This is a genomic window from Citrobacter europaeus (genome assembly GCA_020099315.1).
Classification (GTDB): Bacteria; Pseudomonadota; Gammaproteobacteria; order Enterobacterales; family Enterobacteriaceae; genus Citrobacter; species Citrobacter europaeus.
Genome location: CP083650.1, coordinates 1605336 through 1626825, shown reverse-complemented (window position 1 = coordinate 1626825; position 21490 = coordinate 1605336). Strand labels below are relative to the sequence as shown.

Annotated in this window: 17 protein-coding genes, 1 tRNA gene and 1 pseudogene; 9 read left to right on the top strand and 10 right to left on the bottom strand. The window is 54.1% G+C overall.

What is annotated here, in order from left to right; translation table 11 throughout:
* Nucleotides 1–39 precede the first annotated feature (39 nt).
* The 5 genes from serS to lrp all read right to left on the bottom strand — a co-directional run bounded on the left by serS (nt 40) and on the right by lrp (nt 8267).
* A complete protein-coding gene (gene serS, locus LA337_07620) occupies nt 40–1332 on the bottom strand; it encodes a serine--tRNA ligase (protein UBI17553.1) in 1293 nt (430 codons plus the stop codon).
* A 92-nt stretch (nt 1333–1424) separates the two neighbouring features.
* A complete protein-coding gene (gene rarA, locus LA337_07615) occupies nt 1425–2768 on the bottom strand; it encodes a replication-associated recombination protein RarA (GenBank protein ID UBI17552.1) in 1344 nt (447 codons plus the stop codon).
* Between the two features lie 10 nt (nt 2769–2778).
* Nucleotides 2779–3390, bottom strand: a complete 612-nt coding sequence (gene lolA / locus LA337_07610) for an outer membrane lipoprotein chaperone LolA (GenBank protein UBI17551.1) — start codon at nt 3388–3390, stop codon at nt 2779–2781.
* 111 nt (nt 3391–3501) lie between these two features.
* Nucleotides 3502–7638: a DNA translocase FtsK gene (gene ftsK / locus LA337_07605; protein UBI17550.1), complete on the bottom strand. Its 4137-nt coding sequence runs from the start codon at nt 7636–7638 to the stop codon at nt 3502–3504.
* A 134-nt stretch (nt 7639–7772) separates the two neighbouring features.
* Nucleotides 7773–8267, bottom strand: a complete 495-nt coding sequence (gene lrp / locus LA337_07600) for a leucine-responsive transcriptional regulator Lrp (GenBank protein UBI17549.1) — start codon at nt 8265–8267, stop codon at nt 7773–7775.
* A 547-nt stretch (nt 8268–8814) separates the two neighbouring features.
* Between lrp and trxB the strand changes: the two genes are divergently transcribed.
* The 6 genes and pseudogenes from trxB (at nt 8815) to infA (ending at nt 14637) form a co-directional block, all read left to right on the top strand.
* Complete coding sequence (trxB, locus tag LA337_07595) at nt 8815–9783, top strand: thioredoxin-disulfide reductase (protein UBI17548.1); 969 nt, start codon at nt 8815–8817, stop codon at nt 9781–9783.
* Between the two features lie 114 nt (nt 9784–9897).
* On the top strand, nt 9898–11664 hold the full coding sequence (gene cydD, locus LA337_07590; protein ID UBI17547.1) for a cysteine/glutathione ABC transporter permease/ATP-binding protein CydD: 1767 nt from the start codon (nt 9898–9900) through the stop codon (nt 11662–11664).
* Nucleotides 11665–13386, top strand: a complete 1722-nt coding sequence (gene cydC / locus LA337_07585) for a cysteine/glutathione ABC transporter ATP-binding protein/permease CydC (GenBank protein UBI17546.1) — start codon at nt 11665–11667, stop codon at nt 13384–13386.
* 44 nt (nt 13387–13430) lie between these two features.
* Nucleotides 13431–14135, top strand: a complete 705-nt coding sequence (gene aat / locus LA337_07580; GenBank protein ID UBI17545.1) for a leucyl/phenylalanyl-tRNA--protein transferase — start codon at nt 13431–13433, stop codon at nt 14133–14135.
* Nucleotides 14136–14491: pseudogene (locus LA337_07575) on the top strand (hypothetical protein).
* Nucleotides 14419–14637, top strand: a complete 219-nt coding sequence (gene infA / locus LA337_07570) for a translation initiation factor IF-1 (protein UBI17544.1) — start codon at nt 14419–14421, stop codon at nt 14635–14637. Before LA337_07575 ends, infA begins: the two are co-directional and overlap by 73 nt.
* A 79-nt stretch (nt 14638–14716) precedes the next feature.
* Here infA and LA337_07565 read toward each other — a convergent pair whose 3' ends face one another.
* Complete coding sequence (locus LA337_07565; protein UBI17543.1) at nt 14717–15628, bottom strand: LysR family transcriptional regulator; 912 nt, start codon at nt 15626–15628, stop codon at nt 14717–14719.
* A gap of 108 nt (nt 15629–15736) precedes the next feature.
* On the opposite strand from LA337_07565, the gene LA337_07560 reads away from it, so the two are divergent.
* From LA337_07560 to LA337_07550, 3 genes are all read left to right on the top strand, one after another.
* Complete coding sequence (locus LA337_07560) at nt 15737–16597, top strand: pirin family protein (GenBank protein ID UBI17542.1); 861 nt, start codon at nt 15737–15739, stop codon at nt 16595–16597.
* Between the two features lie 16 nt (nt 16598–16613).
* Entirely contained in the window at nt 16614–17291 is a 678-nt protein-coding gene (locus tag LA337_07555) for an isochorismatase family protein (GenBank protein UBI17541.1), read from the top strand.
* 149 nt (nt 17292–17440) lie between these two features.
* Nucleotides 17441–17528, top strand: a tRNA-Ser gene (locus tag LA337_07550).
* A 319-nt stretch (nt 17529–17847) separates the two neighbouring features.
* On the opposite strand, the gene rlmC is transcribed toward LA337_07550, so the two are convergent.
* From rlmC to potH, 4 genes are all read right to left on the bottom strand, one after another.
* Nucleotides 17848–18978 carry a 23S rRNA (uracil(747)-C(5))-methyltransferase RlmC gene (gene rlmC / locus LA337_07545; GenBank protein ID UBI17540.1) on the bottom strand — a complete coding sequence of 377 codons (1131 nt, stop codon included), beginning with the start codon at nt 18976–18978 and terminating at the stop codon, nt 17848–17850.
* 166 nt (nt 18979–19144) lie between these two features.
* Nucleotides 19145–19633, bottom strand: coding sequence for a YbjO family protein (locus LA337_07540; GenBank protein ID UBI17539.1), 489 nt, complete (start codon nt 19631–19633; stop codon nt 19145–19147).
* 59 nt (nt 19634–19692) lie between these two features.
* A complete protein-coding gene (potI, locus tag LA337_07535; protein ID UBI17538.1) occupies nt 19693–20538 on the bottom strand; it encodes a putrescine ABC transporter permease PotI in 846 nt (281 codons plus the stop codon).
* A complete protein-coding gene (gene potH / locus LA337_07530; protein UBI17537.1) occupies nt 20535–21488 on the bottom strand; it encodes a putrescine ABC transporter permease PotH in 954 nt (317 codons plus the stop codon). The genes potI and potH overlap by 4 nt, the downstream gene beginning before the upstream one ends.
* Nucleotides 21489–21490 lie beyond the last annotated feature (2 nt).

The window sequence follows — 21490 nt, the reverse complement described above, 5'->3', positions numbered from 1 at the left end:
AAAGCGCCCTGAGGCGCTTTTTTAGCAGAGAAAGGTAGCTTAGCCGATGAATTCCAGGCCATTCATGTACGGACGTAACACTTCAGGAACCTGAATACGGCCATCAGCCTGCTGATAGTTTTCCATCACCGCAACCAGCGTACGCCCAACCGCCAGACCGGAACCGTTCAGCGTATGCACTAAACGGGTCTTTTTGTCGGATTTGCTACGGCAACGCGCCTGCATGCGACGAGCCTGGAAATCCCACACGTTGGAGCAAGAAGAAATTTCGCGATAGGTGTTCTGCGCCGGGATCCACACTTCCAGATCGTAAGTTTTGCATGCGCCGAAGCCCATGTCACCTGTGCACAGGATGATCTTACGGTATGGCAGACCCAACAATTGCAGGACCTTCTCGGCATGACCGGTCATCTCTTCCAGCGCATCCATCGAGTCTTCCGGGCGAACGATCTGCACCATCTCAACTTTATCGAACTGGTGCATACGGATCAGACCACGAGTGTCACGACCGTAAGAACCGGCTTCAGAACGGAAGCACGGCGTATGCGCGGTCATTTTGATCGGCAACGCATCTTCGTCAATGATTTCGTCACGTACCAGGTTGGTCAGCGGCACTTCCGCCGTTGGGATCAGCGCATAGTTGCTGCTGTCCGCTTCTTCATCCAGCGGACGCGTGTGGAACAGATCGCCCGCGAATTTCGGCAGTTGGCCTGTACCGTACAGCGTGTCATGGTTAACCAGATACGGAACGTAGTTTTCGCTGTAGCCATGCTGTTCGGTGTGCAGATCCAGCATGAACTGAGACAGCGCACGGTGCATACGCGCGATCTGCCCTTTCATGACGACGAAACGAGAGCCGGTCAGCTTAACTGCCGCAGCGAAATCAAGACCCGTGTGCATTTCACCCAGGGTAACGTGATCGCGCACTTCAAAATCAAACTCACGCGGCGTACCCCAACGGCTGACTTCGACGTTGTCATTTTCATCTTTACCCACCGGAACTTCGTCCGCTGGCAGGTTAGGAATGGTCAGCGCAATGTCGCGGATCTCGGCCTGTAAGGTATCAAGTTCAGCTTTCGCGGCATCCAGCTCTTCGCCCAGTTTGTTCACTTCCAGACGTAAAGACTCGATATCTTCCCCGCGCGCTTTTGCCTGGCCGATGGATTTCGATCGAGAGTTACGCTCTGCCTGCAGGTTTTCAGTTTGTACCTGCAGAACTTTACGACGCTCTTCAAGAGCGCGCAGCTTATCTACATCCAGCTTAAAGCCCCGGCTTGCCAGTTTTTCTGCGACTGCGTCTGGCTCATTACGCAGCAGATTGGGATCGAGCATGCTTATCCTGTGCTTATCGAATTAAAATAGGAGAAAGTGACCACAGCCTGCGGTCACAGGGATACAGAGACAACATTACCGCAACGATAACACTAACGGTAGCGTTTTATAGGGCTATTTTGATCCTGTCCGGCGAGCCAGGCGAGCTTTTCGCCAATCTTGCCTTCAAGACCTCTGTTTGTGGGGTGATAATAGCGTGTTTGTGCCATTTCCTGCGGGAAGTACTCTTCTCCGGCGGCATAGGCATTAGGCTCATCATGGGCATAACGATACTCCTGACCGTAGCCCATCTCTTTCATCAGCTTCGTTGGCGCGTTGCGCAGGTGAACCGGCACGTCGTAATCCGGACGTTCACGGGCATCAGCCAGCGCAGCTTTGAAGGCGGTGTAAACCGCATTACTTTTCGGCGCGCAGGCCAGATAAACAATCGCCTGAGCAATGGCTCGTTCACCTTCCGCGGGTCCCACACGGGTAAAGCAATCCCACGCGGAAATCGCCACCTGCATGGCGCGAGGGTCGGCGTTGCCGACATCTTCAGAGGCAATCGCCAGACAGCGACGGGCAACGTACAGCGGATCGCCGCCAGCGGTGATGATTCGCGCATACCAATAAAGCGCCGCATCCGGGGCGCTGCCGCGTACCGACTTGTGTAATGCGGAGATGAGATCGTAAAAACGATCGCCTTTATTATCGAAACGCGCGCTGCGTTCACCGGCAATTTCAGTGAGCAACTCGGCCTTCAATACGCGCTTGCCAGAATCATCAACTTCGGCCATATCGGCCATCATTTCCAGCGTATTCAGCGCCCGACGCGCGTCACCATTGACCAGTTCAGCAATCGCCCGACGCGTCTCTGGAGGCAGTACGATATCCTGGCCGCCGTAACCCCGCGCTTTGTCTGACATCGCCTGGTCCAGCACTTGTTCAATATCGTCGGTGGTTAACGATTTCAGTAAGTAAACGCGCGCACGCGACAGCAGCGCCGAGTTCAGCTCAAACGAGGGGTTTTCAGTGGTTGCGCCAATAAACGTGATGGTACCGTCTTCAATATGCGGTAAAAACGCATCCTGTTGGCTTTTATTAAAACGGTGAACTTCATCCACAAACAGGATCGTACGCCGGCCCGCGTTACGATTCTGACGCGCACGCTCAATCGCTTCACGAATTTCTTTTACACCAGAGGTCACTGCCGAAATTCGTTCGACATCGGCGTTAGCGTAACGGGCAATAACTTCGGCAAGCGTAGTTTTCCCCGTCCCCGGCGGCCCCCATAAAATCATGGAGTGCAGATGTCCGGCCTCGATAGCGCGCGGCAAGGGTTTACCCGCAGCCAGCAGATGCTGCTGGCCGATATACTGCGCTAAATTTTCTGGCCGCATACGCGCGGCCAGTGGCTGAAAAGTATTATCAGAAAAGTCGAGCGACAGATTGCTCACTCACACGCCTCTACTTACGTTGATCGTCAACCGTTACACCTTGCGGCGGGGTAAAGGTGAATTTAGAGGGTTCAATCGCACCATTCTGCTGAGATTTCAGCTGATAGCTGCTGCGCTGATCGTCTTGTTCAACGGCGCTAAACTGGTGGATAGTCCCGTCACGCCCAACATTGATAGTAAACTGCTTCAGGTTGCCGCTGCTGGTTTTTGGCGTCAGCACGAAATCATCGCCGTTTTGCTTAATGTTGTACTGCTGCCAGTCACTTGCCTGGTTACGCGCAATCAGCATAAATGGCGTATTGCCCGTAGCGTCTTTCAGCCAGGTCGCAGTCGCCTGCTCAACAAACGGGTTGAAGAACCACAGCGTTTTACCATCGGAAACCAGGATGCTCTCATCAGGTTGCGTCATATGCCAGTTAAACAGATTAGGACGTTTAACCCATAAGTCACCCTGACCTTCCTGCACCGCCGCGCCGCTACCGTCCGTGACCTTCTGAGTAAAGCTGGCATGGAAGCTACTGACTTTATCCAGGCGGCTTTTCAGGTCGCTGGCAGCGTCAGCCCAGACGCTGCTCACCATAAAGCTCGACAGTAATGCACAGGTGATTGCGATTCTTTTCATCGTTATTCCTCAAAATACGTCACTCCCAACGGGGAGATCCCTCTGCTATCCATTTCAGGCCAAAAATCAGCATGAGGAAAGTAGAAAATACTGAATTACTTAACTTTGCAATCATTCGAAGGGCGGCGGAGCCAGCACTTCACGATTACCATTATGCCCTTGTTCGCTGACAATACCCTGCGCTTCCATCTGCTCGATGATGCGCGCCGCTCGGTTGTATCCGATACGGAACTGACGCTGGACGCCGGAGATTGAGGCTTTGCGTTTCTGGGTCACAAAGTTTACCGCCTGATCGAACAGCGGATCCAACTCTTCGCCACCATCAAAGCCGCCACCGCCGCCTTCGCTTTCGCTGTCAGAAGTAATGCCGTCGACGTACTGTGGACGACCGCGCGCTTTCCAGTCCTGAACCACTGCGTGAACTTCTTCATCGCGGACAAAGGCGCCGTGAACACGCACTGGGATCGTCGAGTTCGGTGCGGAATAAAGCATGTCACCCATACCCAACAGCGATTCCGCTCCGCCCTGGTCAAGGATGGTACGCGAGTCAATTTTGCTCGACACGGTAAAAGCGATACGCGTCGGGATGTTTGCTTTAATCAGACCGGTGATAACGTCAACCGACGGCCGCTGGGTTGCCAGCACCAGGTGGATCCCCGCCGCACGCGCTTTTTGCGCCAGACGAGCAATCAGTTCTTCCACCTTTTTGCCAACTGTCATCATCAGGTCGGCGAATTCATCCACCAGCACAACGATATACGGCAGTTTTTCCAACACCGGATGCTGAACATCCATGCTGTCGCCCGGCTTCCAGTACGGGTCCGGAATCGGACGTCCCATGCGGGCGGCTTCGGCGATTTTCTCGTTATAACCAGCAAGGTTACGCACGCCAAGCGCTGACATCAGCTTGTAGCGACGTTCCATTTCATTGACGCTCCAGCGCAAGGCGTTAGCAGCATCTTTCATGTCGGTCACGACTTCTGTCAGCAGATGCGGAATGCCTTCATAAACCGACAGTTCCAGCATTTTCGGGTCAATCATGATAAAGCGAACGTCTTCCGGCTGCGCCTTGTACAGCATGCTGAGGATCATGGCGTTCACCCCAACAGACTTACCGGATCCGGTTGTCCCTGCTACCAGCAGGTGCGGCATTTTTGCCAGATCGGCCACCACCGGTTCGCCCGCAATATCTTTACCCAGCACCACGGTCAGCGGAGATGAGTTATCACGGAATTTAGCGTTATCCAGCACTTCACGCAGATAAACGGTTTGACGTTTTTTATTCGGTAACTCCAGTCCGACATACGGTTTGCCTGGTATAACCTCAACCACACGTACCGCCGCGGTGGACAACGAACGCGCCAGATCTCGCGACAGGTTAGAAATACGCGCCGCTTTAACCCCAGGAGCCAGATTAAGCTCAAAGCGGGTAATCACCGGGCCTGGAGAGTAGTTCACCACATCGGCTTTAATGCGGAAATCCGCCAGACGCGCTTCCACCAGACGTGCCATTTGCTCCAGCGCGAAAGTATCTATCGGCTCAACTTCGCTCGGCGGCGGTGTGAGCAAATCTAACGATGGCAGCGGCGTACTTGGACGGTGCGCCGGACGACTGTCGCCATTACGCATCAGGAGCGGATGGATCAGACTATCCTGCGTTGGCGGTGTAGCCGGCTGTGCTGGCTGCTGATAGTGCTGCTGCGGAGCGACTGGCTGCGCCGGTTGCTGATAATGCTGCTGCGGTGCGACTGGCTGCGCCGGTTGCTGATAATGCTGCTGCGCTGCGACTGGCTGCGCCGGTTGCGGATATTGCTGCTGCGGTGCGACTGGCTGCGCCGGTTGCTGATAATGCTGCTGCGGTGCGACTGGCTGCGCCGGTTGCTGATAATGCTGCTGCGGTGCGACTGGCTGCGTCGGTTGCTGATAATGCTGCTGCGGTGCGACAGGTTCCTGGTACTGTGGCGCAGACTCCGGCATTACGCCTGGCGTAAACAACGGCTCATGCGGGCCCTCATCCACCAACGTTTTCATCGGCGAAAATTCAAAGTCATCGAGCGAGAACGGATTTGCCCCGGCAGGCTGTTCACCGGAATAGCGTTGCTGTTGGGAAGAGGCAAACTGGCGAGCCAGTTCCGCTTCTGCGGCTGAATCTTCGTCATCAGTGTGATTGGTATCATCCTGATACTCTTCGCCATAGCGGTGCTGCTGCGATTGGGCAAACTGACGCGCCAGCTCATCTTGCTGCATCGCATCAATTTCATCGTCACTGTACGCATCTGTATCAAGCTGCTCTTCGCGCGCTTTCTCTTCAGCCATACGCTGTGACGGCAATTTGATGCCATACGACGCCAATTCCCGACGAGTAGGTACGCGCACACGATTCGGACGCGGTAACTGCGGACCAATACCCTCTTTCACCTGTGGACGCGGCGCACCGCTACCCGCAAGGCTAAAGACAGGTGCTGCGGCAGCGGCGCCCGCCCCCAATGCGGCGCTTTTTAATCCGGCAGCCAGCGGCGCAACGGCAGCAACAGACTCAACGGGCGGAATGGATGCAGCCGTCGGCATAGATGGCATAGACGGCTTAACACGTTCAGGCTCCTGAACAGGCTCTGGTATCGGTTGATACCAGGCAGCCAGTTGCTCGCGCTCGCGCGCACGTTTCTCTTCCACTTCTTCAAAATAGTAGAGCGGCGGACGAGTCGGTTTAACCTCTTCTAGCAGCGGTTCAGATTCCACCACAGGAGGTTGTTCAACTACAGGCTGCTCGAACGTATTGTTCTGTTGAAGAGTTGATTCCTGCTGATACACAGGTTGCGGCACGGGCTCCGGCTGATAAACAGGCTGCTGGAGCGTGGAATTTTGTTGAAAGGTTGCTTCCTGCTGATACACAGGTTGTTGCACAGGTTCCGGCTGAAAAGTGGATTCAGGTTGCCAGTTTTGCTCCGTGGTGAACGCCTGCGGTTGCGGCGCAACGGGTTGCGCATAAGCGGGTTCAGCGGTCTGTGGCGCGTAATATTGCGGCTGCGAATTCTGCTCCACAACCGGCTGCTGCCATGGCTCATACTGCTGTTGTACCGGTGGCTGCGCGTACTGGGTTGGCTGCGGATAACCTTCTGGCGCTGGTGCAATCACCGCATCACCGGTTTGCGGGCCAGGCGCGGTTTGCCAGGCTACGGCTGGGGCCTGTTGTTCCAGAACAGTGCTGGTCACGGGCGATGTTTGCAGCAGCGGATCAACCGGCGCGCTCCAGGCCTGCGCGGCCGTTGTAGCTGCCGCGGCGGCGGCTACTGGCTCTGTCACCGAATGACCATTCAGCAGTGGGTCGAGTTCGTCATATTCAGGCAGCGTCGCGCGATTACCAGAAAACAGCACATCGTTAGGATCGGCAACAACGCCACGGGCGCTGTATTCAATTTCGTCTTCATCATCCATGCGTTTGCCGGAGAACAGCGCCGCATCGGTATGACGGCCAAGCGGGTTGGTAAATTTCTCCGCCAGACGCTTACGACGCGCTAACGCACCGCGCAGAATACGAGCCCGGCGCGATTCATGGGGTTTGCCATCAGCGGCATCGACAGACTCGTCTTCATCTTCATATTCTTCGTCATCGACCCAGGTATCGTCGCGGCGGGTACGGTTGCTGGCAAAGGTCAGGATATTGAGTAACCAACCGCCCAGTTTTTCCGCAATACTCACCCACGACCAGCCGGTAAACAGCGTTAATCCCGCAGCCCAAATGCACAATAGCGTCAGCGTACCGCCGCTGCTGTGCAGTAAGGGTTGCAGCGTCGTACTGAGCAGACTGCCGATCACGCCGCCAGAGGCGAAATACCAGATGTCATCGGCATTGATTGCGGCAAGCCCGCAGGAGGTGAGAATCAGTGCCAAAACGCCAATAATGCGCAGCGAAACGGCAAAATAATCGATGTATTCGTCGCTGGCCTGGTGTCGCCATGCAAACCAGCAGCCGCCGACAATGATGACGGGAATGGTGTAGGCCATGACGCCGAAAATAAAGAACAGCGTGTCCGCCAGCCATGCTCCGGGTATTCCGCCCAGATTATGGATAGGTTCGTGCCACGCGGTTTGCGACCAACTGGGATCCGAAGGGTTAAAGCTGAGTAAGGCAGCCATCAACCAGACGGCAAAAAGGGCAATAAGAATCAGTAGCGCTTCCAGAAGTCGGCGCCCGCTGCTTAACTTCGTCAATGTGACGTCTTTGTCTTCAGTGTATTCCTGGCTCAAAAACGGCTCTCCAGGTTTCAGGCTTTTCCTGCCCGATGCTAAAACGGACAACAGCACCGGGTCACCCCGGCACTGTTGCTGTATGGATTAACAGGAGTGTAATCAAACTGCGTCGATTTTGCACCTGTTCCGTGTTAGCGCGTCTTAATTACCAGACGATTGCTCTGTTTGACTTCTTCCATTACTACATAGGTACGTGTGTCATTCACGCCAGGCAGACGCAGCAGGGTTTCCCCTAACAGCTTACGATATGCCGACATATCCGGTACGCGTGTTTTCAGCAAATAGTCGAAATCACCGGAAACCAAATGACACTCTTGAATTTCTTCAAGTTTTTGTACCGCAGAGTTAAATTGTTCAAACACATCCGGGGCGCCACGATTCAGAGTAATCTCAACAAAAACCAGAAGTGATGCATCCAGATAATGTGGGTTTAACAGCGCTGTATAGCCCTGAATGAAACCCTGTCTTTCCAACCGACGCACACGCTCAAGGCAGGGCGTTGGTGAAAGTCCCACACGTTTAGAAAGCTCGACGTTAGAAATACGCCCATCCTTTTGCAGCTCATTAAGAATGTTACGATCGATACGGTCGAGATCTTTGCCAGGGCGCTTCTTACTATCTACCATTATTATTGTCTCTCTGTATTCCTTCCCTACTCCTGCCTGACTCTACCAACATCACTGTTCAGAGCCGCTACCCATCAAAATAAACCGCAACCCAGAGGGATTTTCGGTTCGCAATGCCTGGGCTTATGGTGAGAAGACCGTTGCCTGTCGGCGGCTATCGACATCACGAATGGCATCTGTCCACACCATGCGTAGATTTCGCTAACACGGTAAACATGGTATCTACATGCATGATTATGCAGCATATACATGACACAGTTTTTTTCTTCCTTGAATGTTTTCGCAAAACAGCAGGTGATTGTCAAAGCAAAACATCGATTTTTAGTACAACATGCCAGTTATTCATTCGCAGTGATGGAAAATCGTCATTTTATCACCTTATAACTGACCGATTTTAAGTAGAAATCGTTATAGTATTACGCCTAATCCACCCGCTCATCGGTTTCTGCTATTACACATATTGTTAACAAAATCGCCATACTCTTTTTTTACGCCTGCAAATTCCCTACAATCCTGCTCATTGCCTGCCAACAACTATGGGGATCTCATGGGCGCAACCAAACACAGTAAACTTCTTATTCTGGGCTCTGGCCCTGCAGGATATACCGCTGCGGTCTACGCTGCTCGCGCTAACCTGCAACCGGTACTGATTACCGGTATGGAAAAAGGTGGTCAGTTGACCACAACGACAGAAGTGGAAAACTGGCCTGGCGATCCGCACGATCTCACGGGCCCCCTACTGATGGAGCGTATGCACGAACATGCGACCAAATTTGATACTGAAATCATTTTTGATCACATCAGCAAAGTTGATCTGCAAAATCGTCCTTTCCGTCTGACCGGCGACAGCGGTGAATACACCTGTGACGCGTTGATCATCGCTACCGGCGCTTCAGCGCGTTATCTGGGTCTACCCTCGGAAGAAGCATTCAAAGGCCGTGGCGTTTCCGCCTGCGCGACCTGCGACGGTTTCTTCTACCGTAGCCAAAAAGTTGCGGTGATCGGCGGCGGCAACACCGCTGTTGAAGAAGCGCTGTATCTGGCAAATATCGCATCTGAAGTGCATTTGATTCACCGCCGCGACAGCTTCCGCGCCGAAAAAATTCTCATCAAACGTTTGATGGATAAAGTTGAAAACGGCAACATCGTGCTGCACACCCACCGCACGCTGGAAGAAGTGACCGGCGATCAAATGGGCGTTACCGGACTGCGTCTGCGCGATACGCAAAACACTGACAACGTGGAGTCACTGGACGTTGCCGGTTTGTTTGTCGCTATCGGTCACAGCCCGAATACCGCCATTTTTGACGGTCAGCTTGAGCTGGAAAATGGCTACATCAAAGTTCAGTCCGGTATTCACGGTAATGCCACACAAACCAGCATTCCGGGTGTCTTCGCAGCCGGTGACGTGATGGACCATATTTATCGCCAGGCGATCACCTCTGCGGGCACGGGCTGTATGGCTGCGCTTGATGCCGAACGTTATCTCGACGGCCTGGCGGACGCTTGCAAATAAGTTTTACAAATCAGTAACAAAAGTAAAAAAGGCGACTATAAGTCGCCTTTATTTTTGCCTCGTTGTAACATTGCCCTGCCCAAAAATTCCAATAACTCACCTGCTAAGCGTGCAATGAATAAAACCCGTCAAAAAGAGCTGACCCGCTGGTTAAAACAGCAAAGTGTAATTTCCCAACGATGGCTGAACATTTCACGCCTGTTGGGATTCGTGAGCGGTCTGTTAATCGTCGCTCAGGCCTGGCTCATGGCCCGAATTCTGGACCATATGATAATGGCCAATATTCCCCGAGAGGCGCTTCTGCTTCCTTTCATCGTGCTGGTATTGATTTTCATCCTGCGGGCATGGGTCGTCTGGTTACGCGAGCGGGTCGGGTTTCACGCAGGGCAGCATATTCGCTTTGAAATTCGCCGCCAGGTGCTTGACCGTCTGCAACAGGCAGGTCCTGCCTGGATACAGGGTAAACCAGCCGGGAGCTGGGCTACGCTTATCCTGGAGCAGATTGACGATATGCATGACTACTATGCGCGTTATCTGCCGCAAATGGCGCTGGCCGTATGCGTCCCGTTATTGATTGTGGCTGCGGTGTTCCCGTCAAACTGGGTGGCCGCTCTTATACTGCTCGGAACAGCTCCGCTGATCCCATTGTTTATGGCAATGGTCGGTATGGGCGCAGCCGATGCTAACCGCCGCAATTTTCAGGCTCTTGCTCGTCTCAGCGGCCATTTTCTTGATCGTCTGCGGGGCATGGAGACGCTAAGAATATTTGGTCGTGGTGAAGCCGAAACGGAAAGCATCCGCGCTGCGTCACAGGATTTCCGCCAGCGCACCATGGAAGTCCTGCGCCTGGCATTCCTGTCATCCGGTGTCCTTGAGTTCTTTACATCGCTTTCTATTGCGTTGGTCGCGGTTTACTTCGGTTTTTCCTACCTCGGAGAGCTCGATTTCGGCCACTACGGGACGGGCGTCACGTTGGCTGCTGGCTTCCTCGCGCTCATTCTTGCGCCGGAATTTTTCCAGCCACTGCGCGATCTGGGCACCTTTTATCACGCCAAAGCGCAAGCCGTTGGTGCAGCAGACAGCCTGAAAACCTTTATGGAAACCCCGCTGGCTCATCCAGAGCGTGGCGACATTGAGCTGGCGACGAAAGACGCCGTTTCAATTGAAGCGCAAGATCTGGTCATCACCTCGCCGGAAGGCAAAGTGTTGGCCGGGCCGCTCAACTTTACCCTGGCAGCCGGTCAACGCGCTGTACTGGTTGGACGCAGCGGTTCCGGCAAAAGTTCGCTGCTCAATGTCCTGTCTGGTTTCCTCTCTTATCAGGGATCGCTGCGAATTAACGGCTTTGAGCTACGTGATCTGTCGCCTGATTGCTGGCGTAAACAACTGTCATGGGTCGGGCAAAACCCACAGCTTCCAGCCGCCACGTTACGTGAAAACGTGCTGCTGGCTCGCCCCGATGCCAGCGAGGAGCAGCTACAGGCCGCACTCGACAGCGCCTGGGTCAGCGAGTTTTTACCCCTGCTTCCGCAGGGCGTGGATACGCCAGTAGGCGATCAGGCGGCTCGACTTTCCGTCGGACAAGCGCAACGCGTTGCCGTGGCTCGCGCCTTACTCAATCCCTGTCAGTTACTGCTGCTGGACGAACCCGCCGCCAGCCTTGATGCGCACAGCGAACAACGCGTGATGCAGGCGTTGAACGCGGCATCACGCCGCCAGACCACGCTGATGGTGACACACCAGTTGGAAGATCTTACCGACTGGGACGCTATCTGGGTGATGCAGGACGGGCAGATCGTTGAACAAGGTACCGGGACCGAACTTAGCTCAGCCAACGGGGCTTTTGCGACATTACTGGCTCATCGTCAGGAGGATATCTGAATGCGCGCTTTGCTACCTTATCTGACGCTGTATAAACGTCACAAATGGATGTTAACGCTGGGGATCGTTCTGGCGATCGTCACGCTGCTGGCAAGTATTGGTTTGCTGACGCTTTCAGGTTGGTTCCTGTCGGCTTCTGCGGTGGTTGGTGTCACCGGGATTTACAGCTTTAACTATATGCTTCCTGCCGCAGGCGTACGTGGTGCAGCAATCACCCGTACCGCGGGGCGTTATTTCGAGCGCCTGGTCAGCCACGACGCCACGTTCCGCGTGCTGCAACATTTGCGTATTTATACCTTCAGCAAACTCTTGCCGCTCTCGCCTGCTGGCCTGTCTCGTTATGGACAGGGGGAATTGCTCAACCGCATCGTAGCAGATGTCGACACGCTCGATCATCTGTACTTACGCGTACTCTCTCCGCTAGTGGGCGCTTTTGTCGTCATTATGGTAGTTACACTGGGGCTAAGCGTTCTCGATTTCACGCTGGCTATCACTCTCGGCGGTATTATGCTGCTGACCTTATTTATCCTGCCCCCGCTCTTTTATCAGGCAGGCAAGAGCACCGGACAAAGTCTGACGCATCTGCGTGGACAATATCGTCAGCAGTTAACGTCCTGGCTGCAAGGCCAGGCTGAATTGACCATTTTTGGCGCCAGTGAACGCTACCGCGCTCAAATGGAAGCCACCGAGTTACAGTGGCACGAAGCCCAGCGACGCCAGTCTGAATTAACCGCGCTGTCACAGGCGGTCATGCTGTTAGTTGGCGCGCTGGCGGTAATAATGATGTTATGGATGGCCTCAGGCGGCGTGGGCGGCAACACCCAGCCAGGCGCACTGATCGCGCTGTTTGTTTTCTGTGCGCTGGCGGCGTTCGAAGCGTTGGCGCCAGTCACCGGTGCGTTTCAGCATCTCGGTCAGGTCATTGCCTCCGCGCTGCGCATCACCGAGTTAACCGAACAGCAGCCAGAAGTTACCTTCCCGGATGCCGGCTCTCCGGTTCCTGAGCAGGTCACCCTTACGCTACGCGATGTGTCATTCAGCTACCCGGGTCAGGCACAAAAAGCGCTCGATACCCTTTCCCTGCAAGCCTCACCCGGTGAACACATTGCGATTCTTGGTCGTACCGGCTGCGGCAAATCAACGCTGCTGCAATTGTTGACCCGCGCATGGGATCCGCAGGGTGGCGAAATCCTGATTAACGAGCAGCCGATTGCTACCCTTAGTGAAGCCACGCTGCGCCAGTGCATCAGCGTCGTGCCGCAGCGCGTACACCTGTTCAGCGCAACCCTTCGCGATAACCTGCTGCTGGCGGCACCGCACGCCGACGATAACGCATTAGCCGCGATGTTGCGCCGCGTCGGTCTGGACAAACTGCTTGAGAATGATGGACTCAACGCCTGGCTGGGTGAAGGCGGTCGTCAGCTTTCTGGCGGTGAGCTCCGTCGTCTGGCTATCGCCCGCGCCTTATTGCACGATGCTCCGCTAATGCTGCTGGATGAACCTACCGAAGGGCTTGATGCCACAACGGAAAGCCAAATGCTTGAATTAATTAGCGATGTCATGCGCAATAAAACCGTACTGATGGTGACACACCGCCTGCGCGGGTTGTCGCGTTTTGATCAAATAATAGTAATGGACAACGGACAAATTATTGAGCAAGGTAATCACGCAGATCTGTTAGCCAGGCAGGGGCGTTATTACCAGTTTAAGCAACGTCTGTAAGCTATTATTGAACGATCAAACTCGCGTAGTGGAGTTTCGCTGTCATGCGCCTGGTGCAACTGTCCCGCCATTCTATAGCCTTCCCGTCACCGGAAGGCGCTTTACGCGAGCCTAACGGTTTGTTGGCGCTTGGCGGCGATCTCAGTCCCGCCCGCCTGCTGATGGCCTACCAGCGCGGTATTTTCCCATGGTTTTCACCCGGCGACCCCATCCTCTGGTGGTCGCCCGATCCGCGCGCTATTCTTTGGCCCGAGAAATTTCACCTCAGCCGCAGCATGAAACGCTTTCATAAAAATTCGCCTTATCGCGTGACGCTCAATTACGCGTTTGGTCAGGTGATTGAAGGCTGCGCGAATGACCGGGAGGAAGGCACCTGGATAACGCATGATGTGGTGGACGCATACCATCGCCTGCACGAACTGGGGCATGCGCACTCTATTGAAGTGTGGCGACACAATGAATTAGTGGGCGGTATGTATGGTGTGGCGCAAGGCACGTTGTTTTGTGGCGAATCGATGTTCAGCCGTCAGGAAAATGCGTCCAAAACCGCACTGCTTGTTTTTTGCGCTGAATTTATCCGTCAGGGCGGAAAATTAATCGACTGCCAGGTATTAAATAGCCACACAGCTTCGCTGGGGGCGGTCGAAACACCGCGTCGGGAGTACCTTGAGCACCTGAGCAGACTGCGTCAGCAGCGGCTACCGAGCCATTTCTGGGTTCCCAGGACGTTATTTTTACCTCAGAGGTGAATGTTTTCGGCACATTTTTTGTCGGGGTGTTATAATTGTCGCGCAGAGTTGGTTTAGCCCATTACCCCGCCGCCGTTAAGGAACAGTTCGCGTCAGGCAACGCCTATCGTTTATCTCCTCGTTCCCTTACACGTTGCGCTTTAAGTGCAGCTTTGCTGTGTGGTTAGAGTAATGCGCCAAACCCGATTTGCTGTGTTTTAAACGCACAAATCTTTACTTATTAAAAGAACTTCGGCATTATCTTGCCGGTTCAAATTACGGTAGTGATACCCCAGAGGATTAGATGGCCAAAGAAGACAATATTGAAATGCAGGGTACCGTTCTCGATACGTTACCTAATACCATGTTCCGCGTAGAGTTAGAAAACGGTCACGTGGTTACTGCACACATCTCCGGTAAAATGCGTAAAAACTATATCCGCATCCTGACGGGCGACAAAGTGACTGTTGAGCTGACCCCGTACGACCTGAGCAAAGGCCGCATTGTCTTCCGTAGTCGCTGATTGTTTTTAACGCCCGAATGGCGTCCAGATTATAAAAGGTCGGTTTAACCGGCCTTTTTTGTGGGCTGAGGTCAGGTATTTAATCCTCAATCATCCGCGCATATTCTTCCGTTAAGAAATCCACTAATGCGCGCACTGAAGGTAATAATCCCCTGCGTGATGGGAAGACGGCGTGAATAATTTCTCGCTTAGGTTCCCAGCCGTCAAGCAACGCGACCAGTTCACCCTCGGCTAATTGATCTTTTACCATCAACTGCGGAAGTTGCACAACACCTACGCCAGCGACTGCGGCTTCACGTAACGCCAGCATATCGGTGGTAATCATTCGCGGCGTGAAATGTACCTCTGCCCGCGCACCCTGCGGGCCAAATAACTCCCACCGATGCACATGTTTACCTGAGGCCAGACTCAGGCCCGGCCAGCGTGTCAGCTCCGCCGGAGAGTGTAGCGCCCCCATTTGCTCAATTAACTGCGGACTGGCATATAAACGATGTCCCCTGTCCGCCAGCACGCGCATCACCAGATCGCTATCCTCAAATGGCCGGGGCCTGACGCGGATCGCCACGTCCAGGCCTTCTCCAACAACGTCCACGCGGCGGTTAGTGGCCTCCAGTTGTACGGATACGTCAGGATAACGCGCCATAAAACGGGCAAGCATTGGCCCGATATGCACATGCAGCAACGTAACAGGACAAGTCAGCTTCACAATCCCACGCGGTTCAACCTGTAACGCGGCGATGGCATCCTGCGCCGCCTGCGCTTCAACCAACATCGCCTTACAGTGTTCGTAAAAGGTTTGCCCAACTTCCGTCACGTTAAACTGGCGGGTGGTTCGCTGAATCAGTCGGACTCCCAGCCTCTCTTCCAGTTGCGCTATACGTCGGCTCAGTTTTGATTTTGGTTCATCAAGCGCCCTACCCGCCGCTGCAAATCCCCCTTCCTCTACAACATGCACAAACCATGCAAAATCATTGAGATCCGGCTTCGTCATTTTATTGTCCTATTAATGAGACAGTGAGGATTATTTTAGCTACTACTCAGCTCGCTGTCATGAATATAAGCTTATTCACATCAAGACAACGCCTTAGAGGAGACACATATGAAACAAGTAACAGGCGTCTACACCGCACCTCGCCCACACTGGGTTGGCGATGGATTTCCGGTCCGCTCGATGTTCTCTTACCAGTCTCATGCTGAGCAACTAAGCCCGTTCCTGCTGCTGGATTACGCCGGTCCGCATACATTCACTCCGGGTAACGAAAAACGCGGCGTAGGCGAACACCCGCACCGTGGTTTTGAGACGGTGACCATCGTTTACAGCGGCGAAGTTGAACACCGTGATTCAACCGGTCGCGGCGGCATTATCGGCCCCGGCGACGTGCAGTGGATGACTGCCGGTGCAGGAATATTACACGAAGAGTTCCATTCACCTGAATTTACCCGTCAGGGTGGCGAACTGGAAATGGTGCAACTGTGGGTCAATCTACCGGCAAAAGACAAAATGGCCGTACCGGGTTATCAGGGCATCAGCAGCGATGTTATTCCGACCGTCGCCCTGCCCAATGAAGCAGGCAGCGTTCGTGTGATTGCAGGCAGCTATCAGGATACGAAAGGCCCGGCACATACTTTTTCGCCGCTGAACGTCTGGGATATGCGCCTGCAACGTAATCATCAGCTTACGTTGTCCCAGCCTGAAGGATGGAGCACCGCCCTGGTGGTATTAAAAGGCAATATCACCGTAAACGGCACCACGTCTGCCAGCGAAGCGCAACTGGTGGTGCTAAGCCAGCAGGGCAAGACGCTACACATTGAAGCCACCAGCGACGCCAGCGTGCTGCTGCTGTCTGGCGAGCCGTTGAACGAGCCGATTGTGGGTTACGGTCCGTTTGTGATGAACACGAAACAAGAAATCGCTGAAGCCGTACGCGATTTTAACTCCGGCCGCTTTGGCCAAATCTGAATCGAAGGAGAAGAATATGTCCAGTCCTGCAAACTTTAATGGCTCACGTCCGGTCATCGATGTGAATGATTCCGTCATGCTGCTTATCGATCATCAGAGCGGGCTGTTCCAGACCGTCGGCGATATGCCAATGCCAGAACTGCGTGCGCGTGCCGCCGCGCTGGCTAAAATGGCGACCCTGGCAAAGATGCCGGTGATTACCACGGCATCCGTACCACAGGGGCCTAACGGTCCATTGATTCCAGAGATCCACGCCAATGCGCCGCATGCCCAATACGTGGCGCGTAAAGGTGAAATCAACGCCTGGGATAACGAGGACTTCGTGAAAGCGGTCAAAGCGACGGGGCGTAAAACGCTGATTATCGCCGGTACGATTACCAGCGTGTGCATGGCTTTCCCGGCCATCAGCGCGGTTGCGGAAGGCTACAAGGTTTTCGCTGTGATAGACGCTTCCGGTACTTACAGCAAAATGGCGCAGGAAATCACCCTGGCTCGCGTTGTTCAGGCTGGTGTCGTGCCAATGGATACTGCCGCCGTCGCTTCTGAAATTCAGGGTACATGGAACCGTGAAGACGCCGCCGAATGGGCGGAAGTGTATACCAAAGTCTTCCCGGCTTATCAGCTGCTGATCGAGAGCTACGGCAAAGCTCAGGAAGTCGTGACTAACGGCGAAAAACTGGACTCTCAGCGCTAATCCTATCCTCCGCGCCAGCCCGGGCGGAGGAATGTGTACATTGCGTAACCAAACGAGAGTGAACACGTAAATTCTGCTTGACCGTTTTAGCGCAACTCCCTATAGTAGCGCCCCGTTGCCCCCCAAGCGGTCAGGCAGCAATACAATATGGTGAGGTGTCCGAGTGGCTGAAGGAGCACGCCTGGAAAGTGTGTATACGGCAACGTATCCGGGGTTCGAATCCCCGCCTCACCGCCATATTTTAAGAAGAGCTCGTACGCAAGTACGGGCTTTTTTTTCGCATGTTGCACATCTGCGGGGGGATGAGAAACCCCGACCGGGGTTCGACTACTGGCGTAGCCAGTTGGACAGACCGGGAGCGCAGCGAACGGGCTGCCCCAAAGGGGCGAGCGAAGCGAGTCAATCCCCGCCTCACCGCCATATTTTAAGAAGAGCTCGTACGCAAGTACGGGCTTTTTTTTCGCATGTTGCATTTGCCGGATACGGCGCTTCGCTTAATAAACCTACTAATGACGAACAGCCTGTAGGCCTGATAAGCGAAGCGCCATCAGGCAAGTTAGTTTTGTCGGCTGAGAAGCGTTAATACTTCGTAGTGCGCGGTGTGTGGAAACATATCGAAAAGCTGGACACGTTCAATGCGATATCCAGACAACTCGCGAATATCCTTCGCCATGGTTTGGGCATTACAGCTGGAATAAACGATAAAACGCGGCGCCATGCGGGAAAGAAAATCACACAGCGGCTTTCCAATCCCCCGACGCGGCGGATTCACCAGCACCAGGTCAGGCACTTCGCCCTGGGCGGTAGCAAACTGGGTCGAATCCAGCGCCTGAAAATGCAGATTCTGCAGCCCAAGCTCCTGCGCAGACTGTTTCGCACAGGCAATCGCCTCTGGTGCAATTTCAATCCCCGTCAGTTTCATCTGCGGTGTGGCGCAGTGCAGACCAAAGCCCCCGACGCCGCAAAACAGATCCCACATATGATTAACCGGAAGCTGACGCACCCAGTCGCGCGCCGTGGCATATAAATGCCCCGCCACCACCGGGTTGGTCTGGAAAAAGCTCTGCGGGCGGATCCACAACGGCACATCGTTAAAGCGTTCCGCCAGCGCCTGTCGTTCCGTCAGGAAGATTTCACTCTCCCCTTCCATAATCGCCATATGCACAGGCTGAATATTGGCGGTGATCACTTTTAACTGCGGCAGCTGTGCCTGTAACCATGGCAGCGCCGCGCGCAGTTGGGCCAGTTTTGCCTCGGAACGCAGGACAAAACGCAGCATCATGCCGCCATCGAACCGGCTTTCCGTTAACAGCAGATACTTCAGCTCCCCGCGTTTACGCGCCACGTTATAGGGCGTTAACCCCGCACGGGCGATAAACGGTTTGAGCGCGGCAAATACGGGCGCAAAAGACGCAGGATAGAGCGGACAGTCGCACAAATCCTCCGGCGTACCGTCACGATGCAGCATCCCCAGCAGCGGTTTTTCCACGCTGCCGCTGACCACCATTTTGGCTTTATTACGAAAAGCGCTTTCCGGGCCGCTGACCGGCACGCACCATTCTCCGACCGGATAATCAGCCAGTAGATTCTGCAGATCGGCTGTTTTTGAGAGGAGTTGATCGGCGACTGGCTGTGTTATCCACTGACAGGAGCGACAGCGTTCGGCGTCATAAAGTGCGCACTGCATACAAAAACCTACAAATTAACAGGGGGCCAAGATTATATACCCGTCATACTTCAAGTTACAGGTGCGTTGGCTGTGCTCACTCACCCCAGTCACTTACTTATGTAAGCTCCTGGGGATTCATTCTCTTGCCGCCTTCCTGTAACTCGAATTATTTAGGGTATTAACGTTATTGCAAACGGAAGAACCGTCTGCTGGACGCAGGAACAAACAGCAGTAGTAACACCAGTATATCCGGCAATTTTTGCATCACCAGCGTACGCAGGATTTCACGCCTGGACTCCCCCGCAATACTGAACAGTTCCGGGTATCCGTAGCCCAACGAAGCCGCCCACAGATAGACGCTAGCGATAATCTGGGTCAGCAGATAGATCCAGCGCGCCCAGTTTCGTCCTTTGACCAGCGAAAATGCGCAGTAAATTTCGACAAACAGCAGCACCAGGCTACCCAGAAACACCAGCGTCAAATTCCAGGTCTGTACGCTGCGATGAATAAATTCGCTGGTTCCGCGAAACCCGAGCGTATTAAAAATCATCAACAGATCGAGACAGCGGATCATAATAATAGCCAGCGCCGCCACCTGCACCAAAGCAGGGACGTTTAAGCGGGCATGTGATGTGGATGATTTCTTAAAAAATCCCAACGCGTCGTCTTCCATGAAAACGGCGCAGCCACCACAGCTGCGCCGTATAGACAGGTTGGCAGATTTTAGTTTTTTCAGCCACGTCTTGCACGTTGGATATCGCGAATCCGTTGTTTTTCTGTTCGCGCCATCAGATACCACGCGATAAATCCGATAATTCCTACCACGCCAAGTATCAGCGTCGCCAGCGCGTTGATCTCCGGATTAACCCCCATACGTACGCTGGAGAACACCAGCATCGGTAACGTTGTGGCGCCAGGACCAGAGACAAAGCTGGCAATAACCAGGTCATCGAGCGACAGCGTAAAGGCCAGCAGCCACCCGGAGATCACCGCCGGCATAATCATCGGCAGCGTGATGACGAAAAAGACCTTCAGCGGCGTGGCACCAAGGTCCATTGCCGCTTCTTCAATGGAGTGATCCAGTTCGCGCAAACGTGAAGAGATGACCACCGCGACATAGGCCGTGCAGAAGGTGACGTGCGCCAGCCAGATGGTCAACATACCGCGATCCGCAGGCCAGCCGATGGCGTGCGCCAGTGCCACAAACAGCAGCAGCAGCGACAAACCGGTAATGACATCTGGCATAACCAGCGGCGCGGTGATCATAAAGGCGAAACCATTCGAACCACGAAAACGACCAAAGCGCACCATGACCACGGCGGCTATGGTACCGAGGATTGCCGCCATCGTTGCAGCGCCCGCGGCAATCGTTAAGCTCATGCCGACGGCGCTTATCATCGCGCTATCGTGGAAAAGCTCACCATACCAACGGGTTGACCAACCCGCCCATACCGTCACCAGCTTCGAGCTGTTAAACGAATAGATGACCAACATCAGCATCGGCGCGTACAGGAAGGTAAAGCCCAGCACCAGGATAAAAATACGCCACGGCGAGCGAACGACCGGTAAGTTATTCATCCGTGTTCCCCCACGCTTTTTTGCTGATATTTGTGGAACCACATGATCGGCACAATCAGTAGCAACAACATAATAATGGCGACGGCAGAAGCCACCGGCCAGTCGCGGTTATTGAAAAACTCCTGCCAAAGTACACGGCCAATCATAATGCTGTCCGGGCCACCCAGCAGTTCCGGGATAACAAACTCCCCAACAGCCGGAATAAACACCAGCATTGACCCTGCGATAATCCCGCCCTTGGTCAACGGCACGATCACGCTAAAGAAGGTTTTCAACGGTCGGGCGCCTAAATCAAGCGCCGCTTCCACCAGCGAGTAATCAATACGCGTCAGCGCGGTATAAATCGGCAGCACCATAAAGGGCAAATAGGCGTAAACAATACCGATATAAACCGCCAGATTGGTATGCAGGATCGTCAACGGCTGGTCGATAACACCCAGCCACATCAGGAAGTTGTTCAACACGCCGTTATTTTTCAGGATCCCCATCCAGGCGTAAACACGAATCAAAAACGACGTCCAGGACGGCAGGATCACCAGCAGCAACAGAATATTGCGCGTCGAGGGCTTGCTGTGCGCGACCGCCCATGCCAGCGGATACCCCAGCAGCAGGCAACAGACAGTCGAAACTCCCGCCACCTGCAACGATTGCAGGTACGCATCAAAATAGAGCGGATCGTCCGTCAGTTGCAGGAAATTTCCTAAGTTGAGCGTGATGGAGAGCTGACCATCAGCCCATGAAACGAGGTCGGTATACGGTGGAATAGCGCGCGCCATTTCAGCCAAACTGATTTTGAAGACGATCAGAAACGGCAGCAGGAACAGGAGCAATAGCCACACATACGGCAGCGCGATCACCAGCTTGCGCCCGTGCTTCATTTGCAGCCGCGACATAAACAGCGTGAATCGCCCCGCTTTATCTACGCGTGCCGGAGGTTCAAGTGTACTCATCT

Bases quoted from the DNA above. Each gene is read 5' to 3' on its own strand.
- serS (UBI17553.1), bottom strand. From the start codon at position 1,332: ATGCTCGATCCCAATCTGCTGCGTAATGAGCCAGACGCAGTCGCAGAA.
- lolA (UBI17551.1), bottom strand. From the start codon at position 3,390: ATGAAAAGAATCGCAATCACCTGTGCATTACTGTCGAGCTTTATGGTG.
- lrp (UBI17549.1), bottom strand. From the start codon at position 8,267: ATGGTAGATAGTAAGAAGCGCCCTGGCAAAGATCTCGACCGTATCGAT.
- trxB (UBI17548.1), top strand. From the start codon at position 8,815: ATGGGCGCAACCAAACACAGTAAACTTCTTATTCTGGGCTCTGGCCCT.
- cydD (UBI17547.1), top strand. From the start codon at position 9,898: ATGAATAAAACCCGTCAAAAAGAGCTGACCCGCTGGTTAAAACAGCAA.
- cydC (UBI17546.1), top strand. From the start codon at position 11,665: ATGCGCGCTTTGCTACCTTATCTGACGCTGTATAAACGTCACAAATGG.
- aat (UBI17545.1), top strand. From the start codon at position 13,431: ATGCGCCTGGTGCAACTGTCCCGCCATTCTATAGCCTTCCCGTCACCG.
- infA (UBI17544.1), top strand. From the start codon at position 14,419: ATGGCCAAAGAAGACAATATTGAAATGCAGGGTACCGTTCTCGATACG.
- LA337_07565 (UBI17543.1), bottom strand. From the start codon at position 15,628: ATGACGAAGCCGGATCTCAATGATTTTGCATGGTTTGTGCATGTTGTA.
- LA337_07560 (UBI17542.1), top strand. From the start codon at position 15,737: ATGAAACAAGTAACAGGCGTCTACACCGCACCTCGCCCACACTGGGTT.
- LA337_07555 (UBI17541.1), top strand. From the start codon at position 16,614: ATGTCCAGTCCTGCAAACTTTAATGGCTCACGTCCGGTCATCGATGTG.
- rlmC (UBI17540.1), bottom strand. From the start codon at position 18,978: ATGCAGTGCGCACTTTATGACGCCGAACGCTGTCGCTCCTGTCAGTGG.
- LA337_07540 (UBI17539.1), bottom strand. From the start codon at position 19,633: ATGGAAGACGACGCGTTGGGATTTTTTAAGAAATCATCCACATCACAT.
- potI (UBI17538.1), bottom strand. From the start codon at position 20,538: ATGAATAACTTACCGGTCGTTCGCTCGCCGTGGCGTATTTTTATCCTG.
- potH (UBI17537.1), bottom strand. From the start codon at position 21,488: ATGAGTACACTTGAACCTCCGGCACGCGTAGATAAAGCGGGGCGATTC.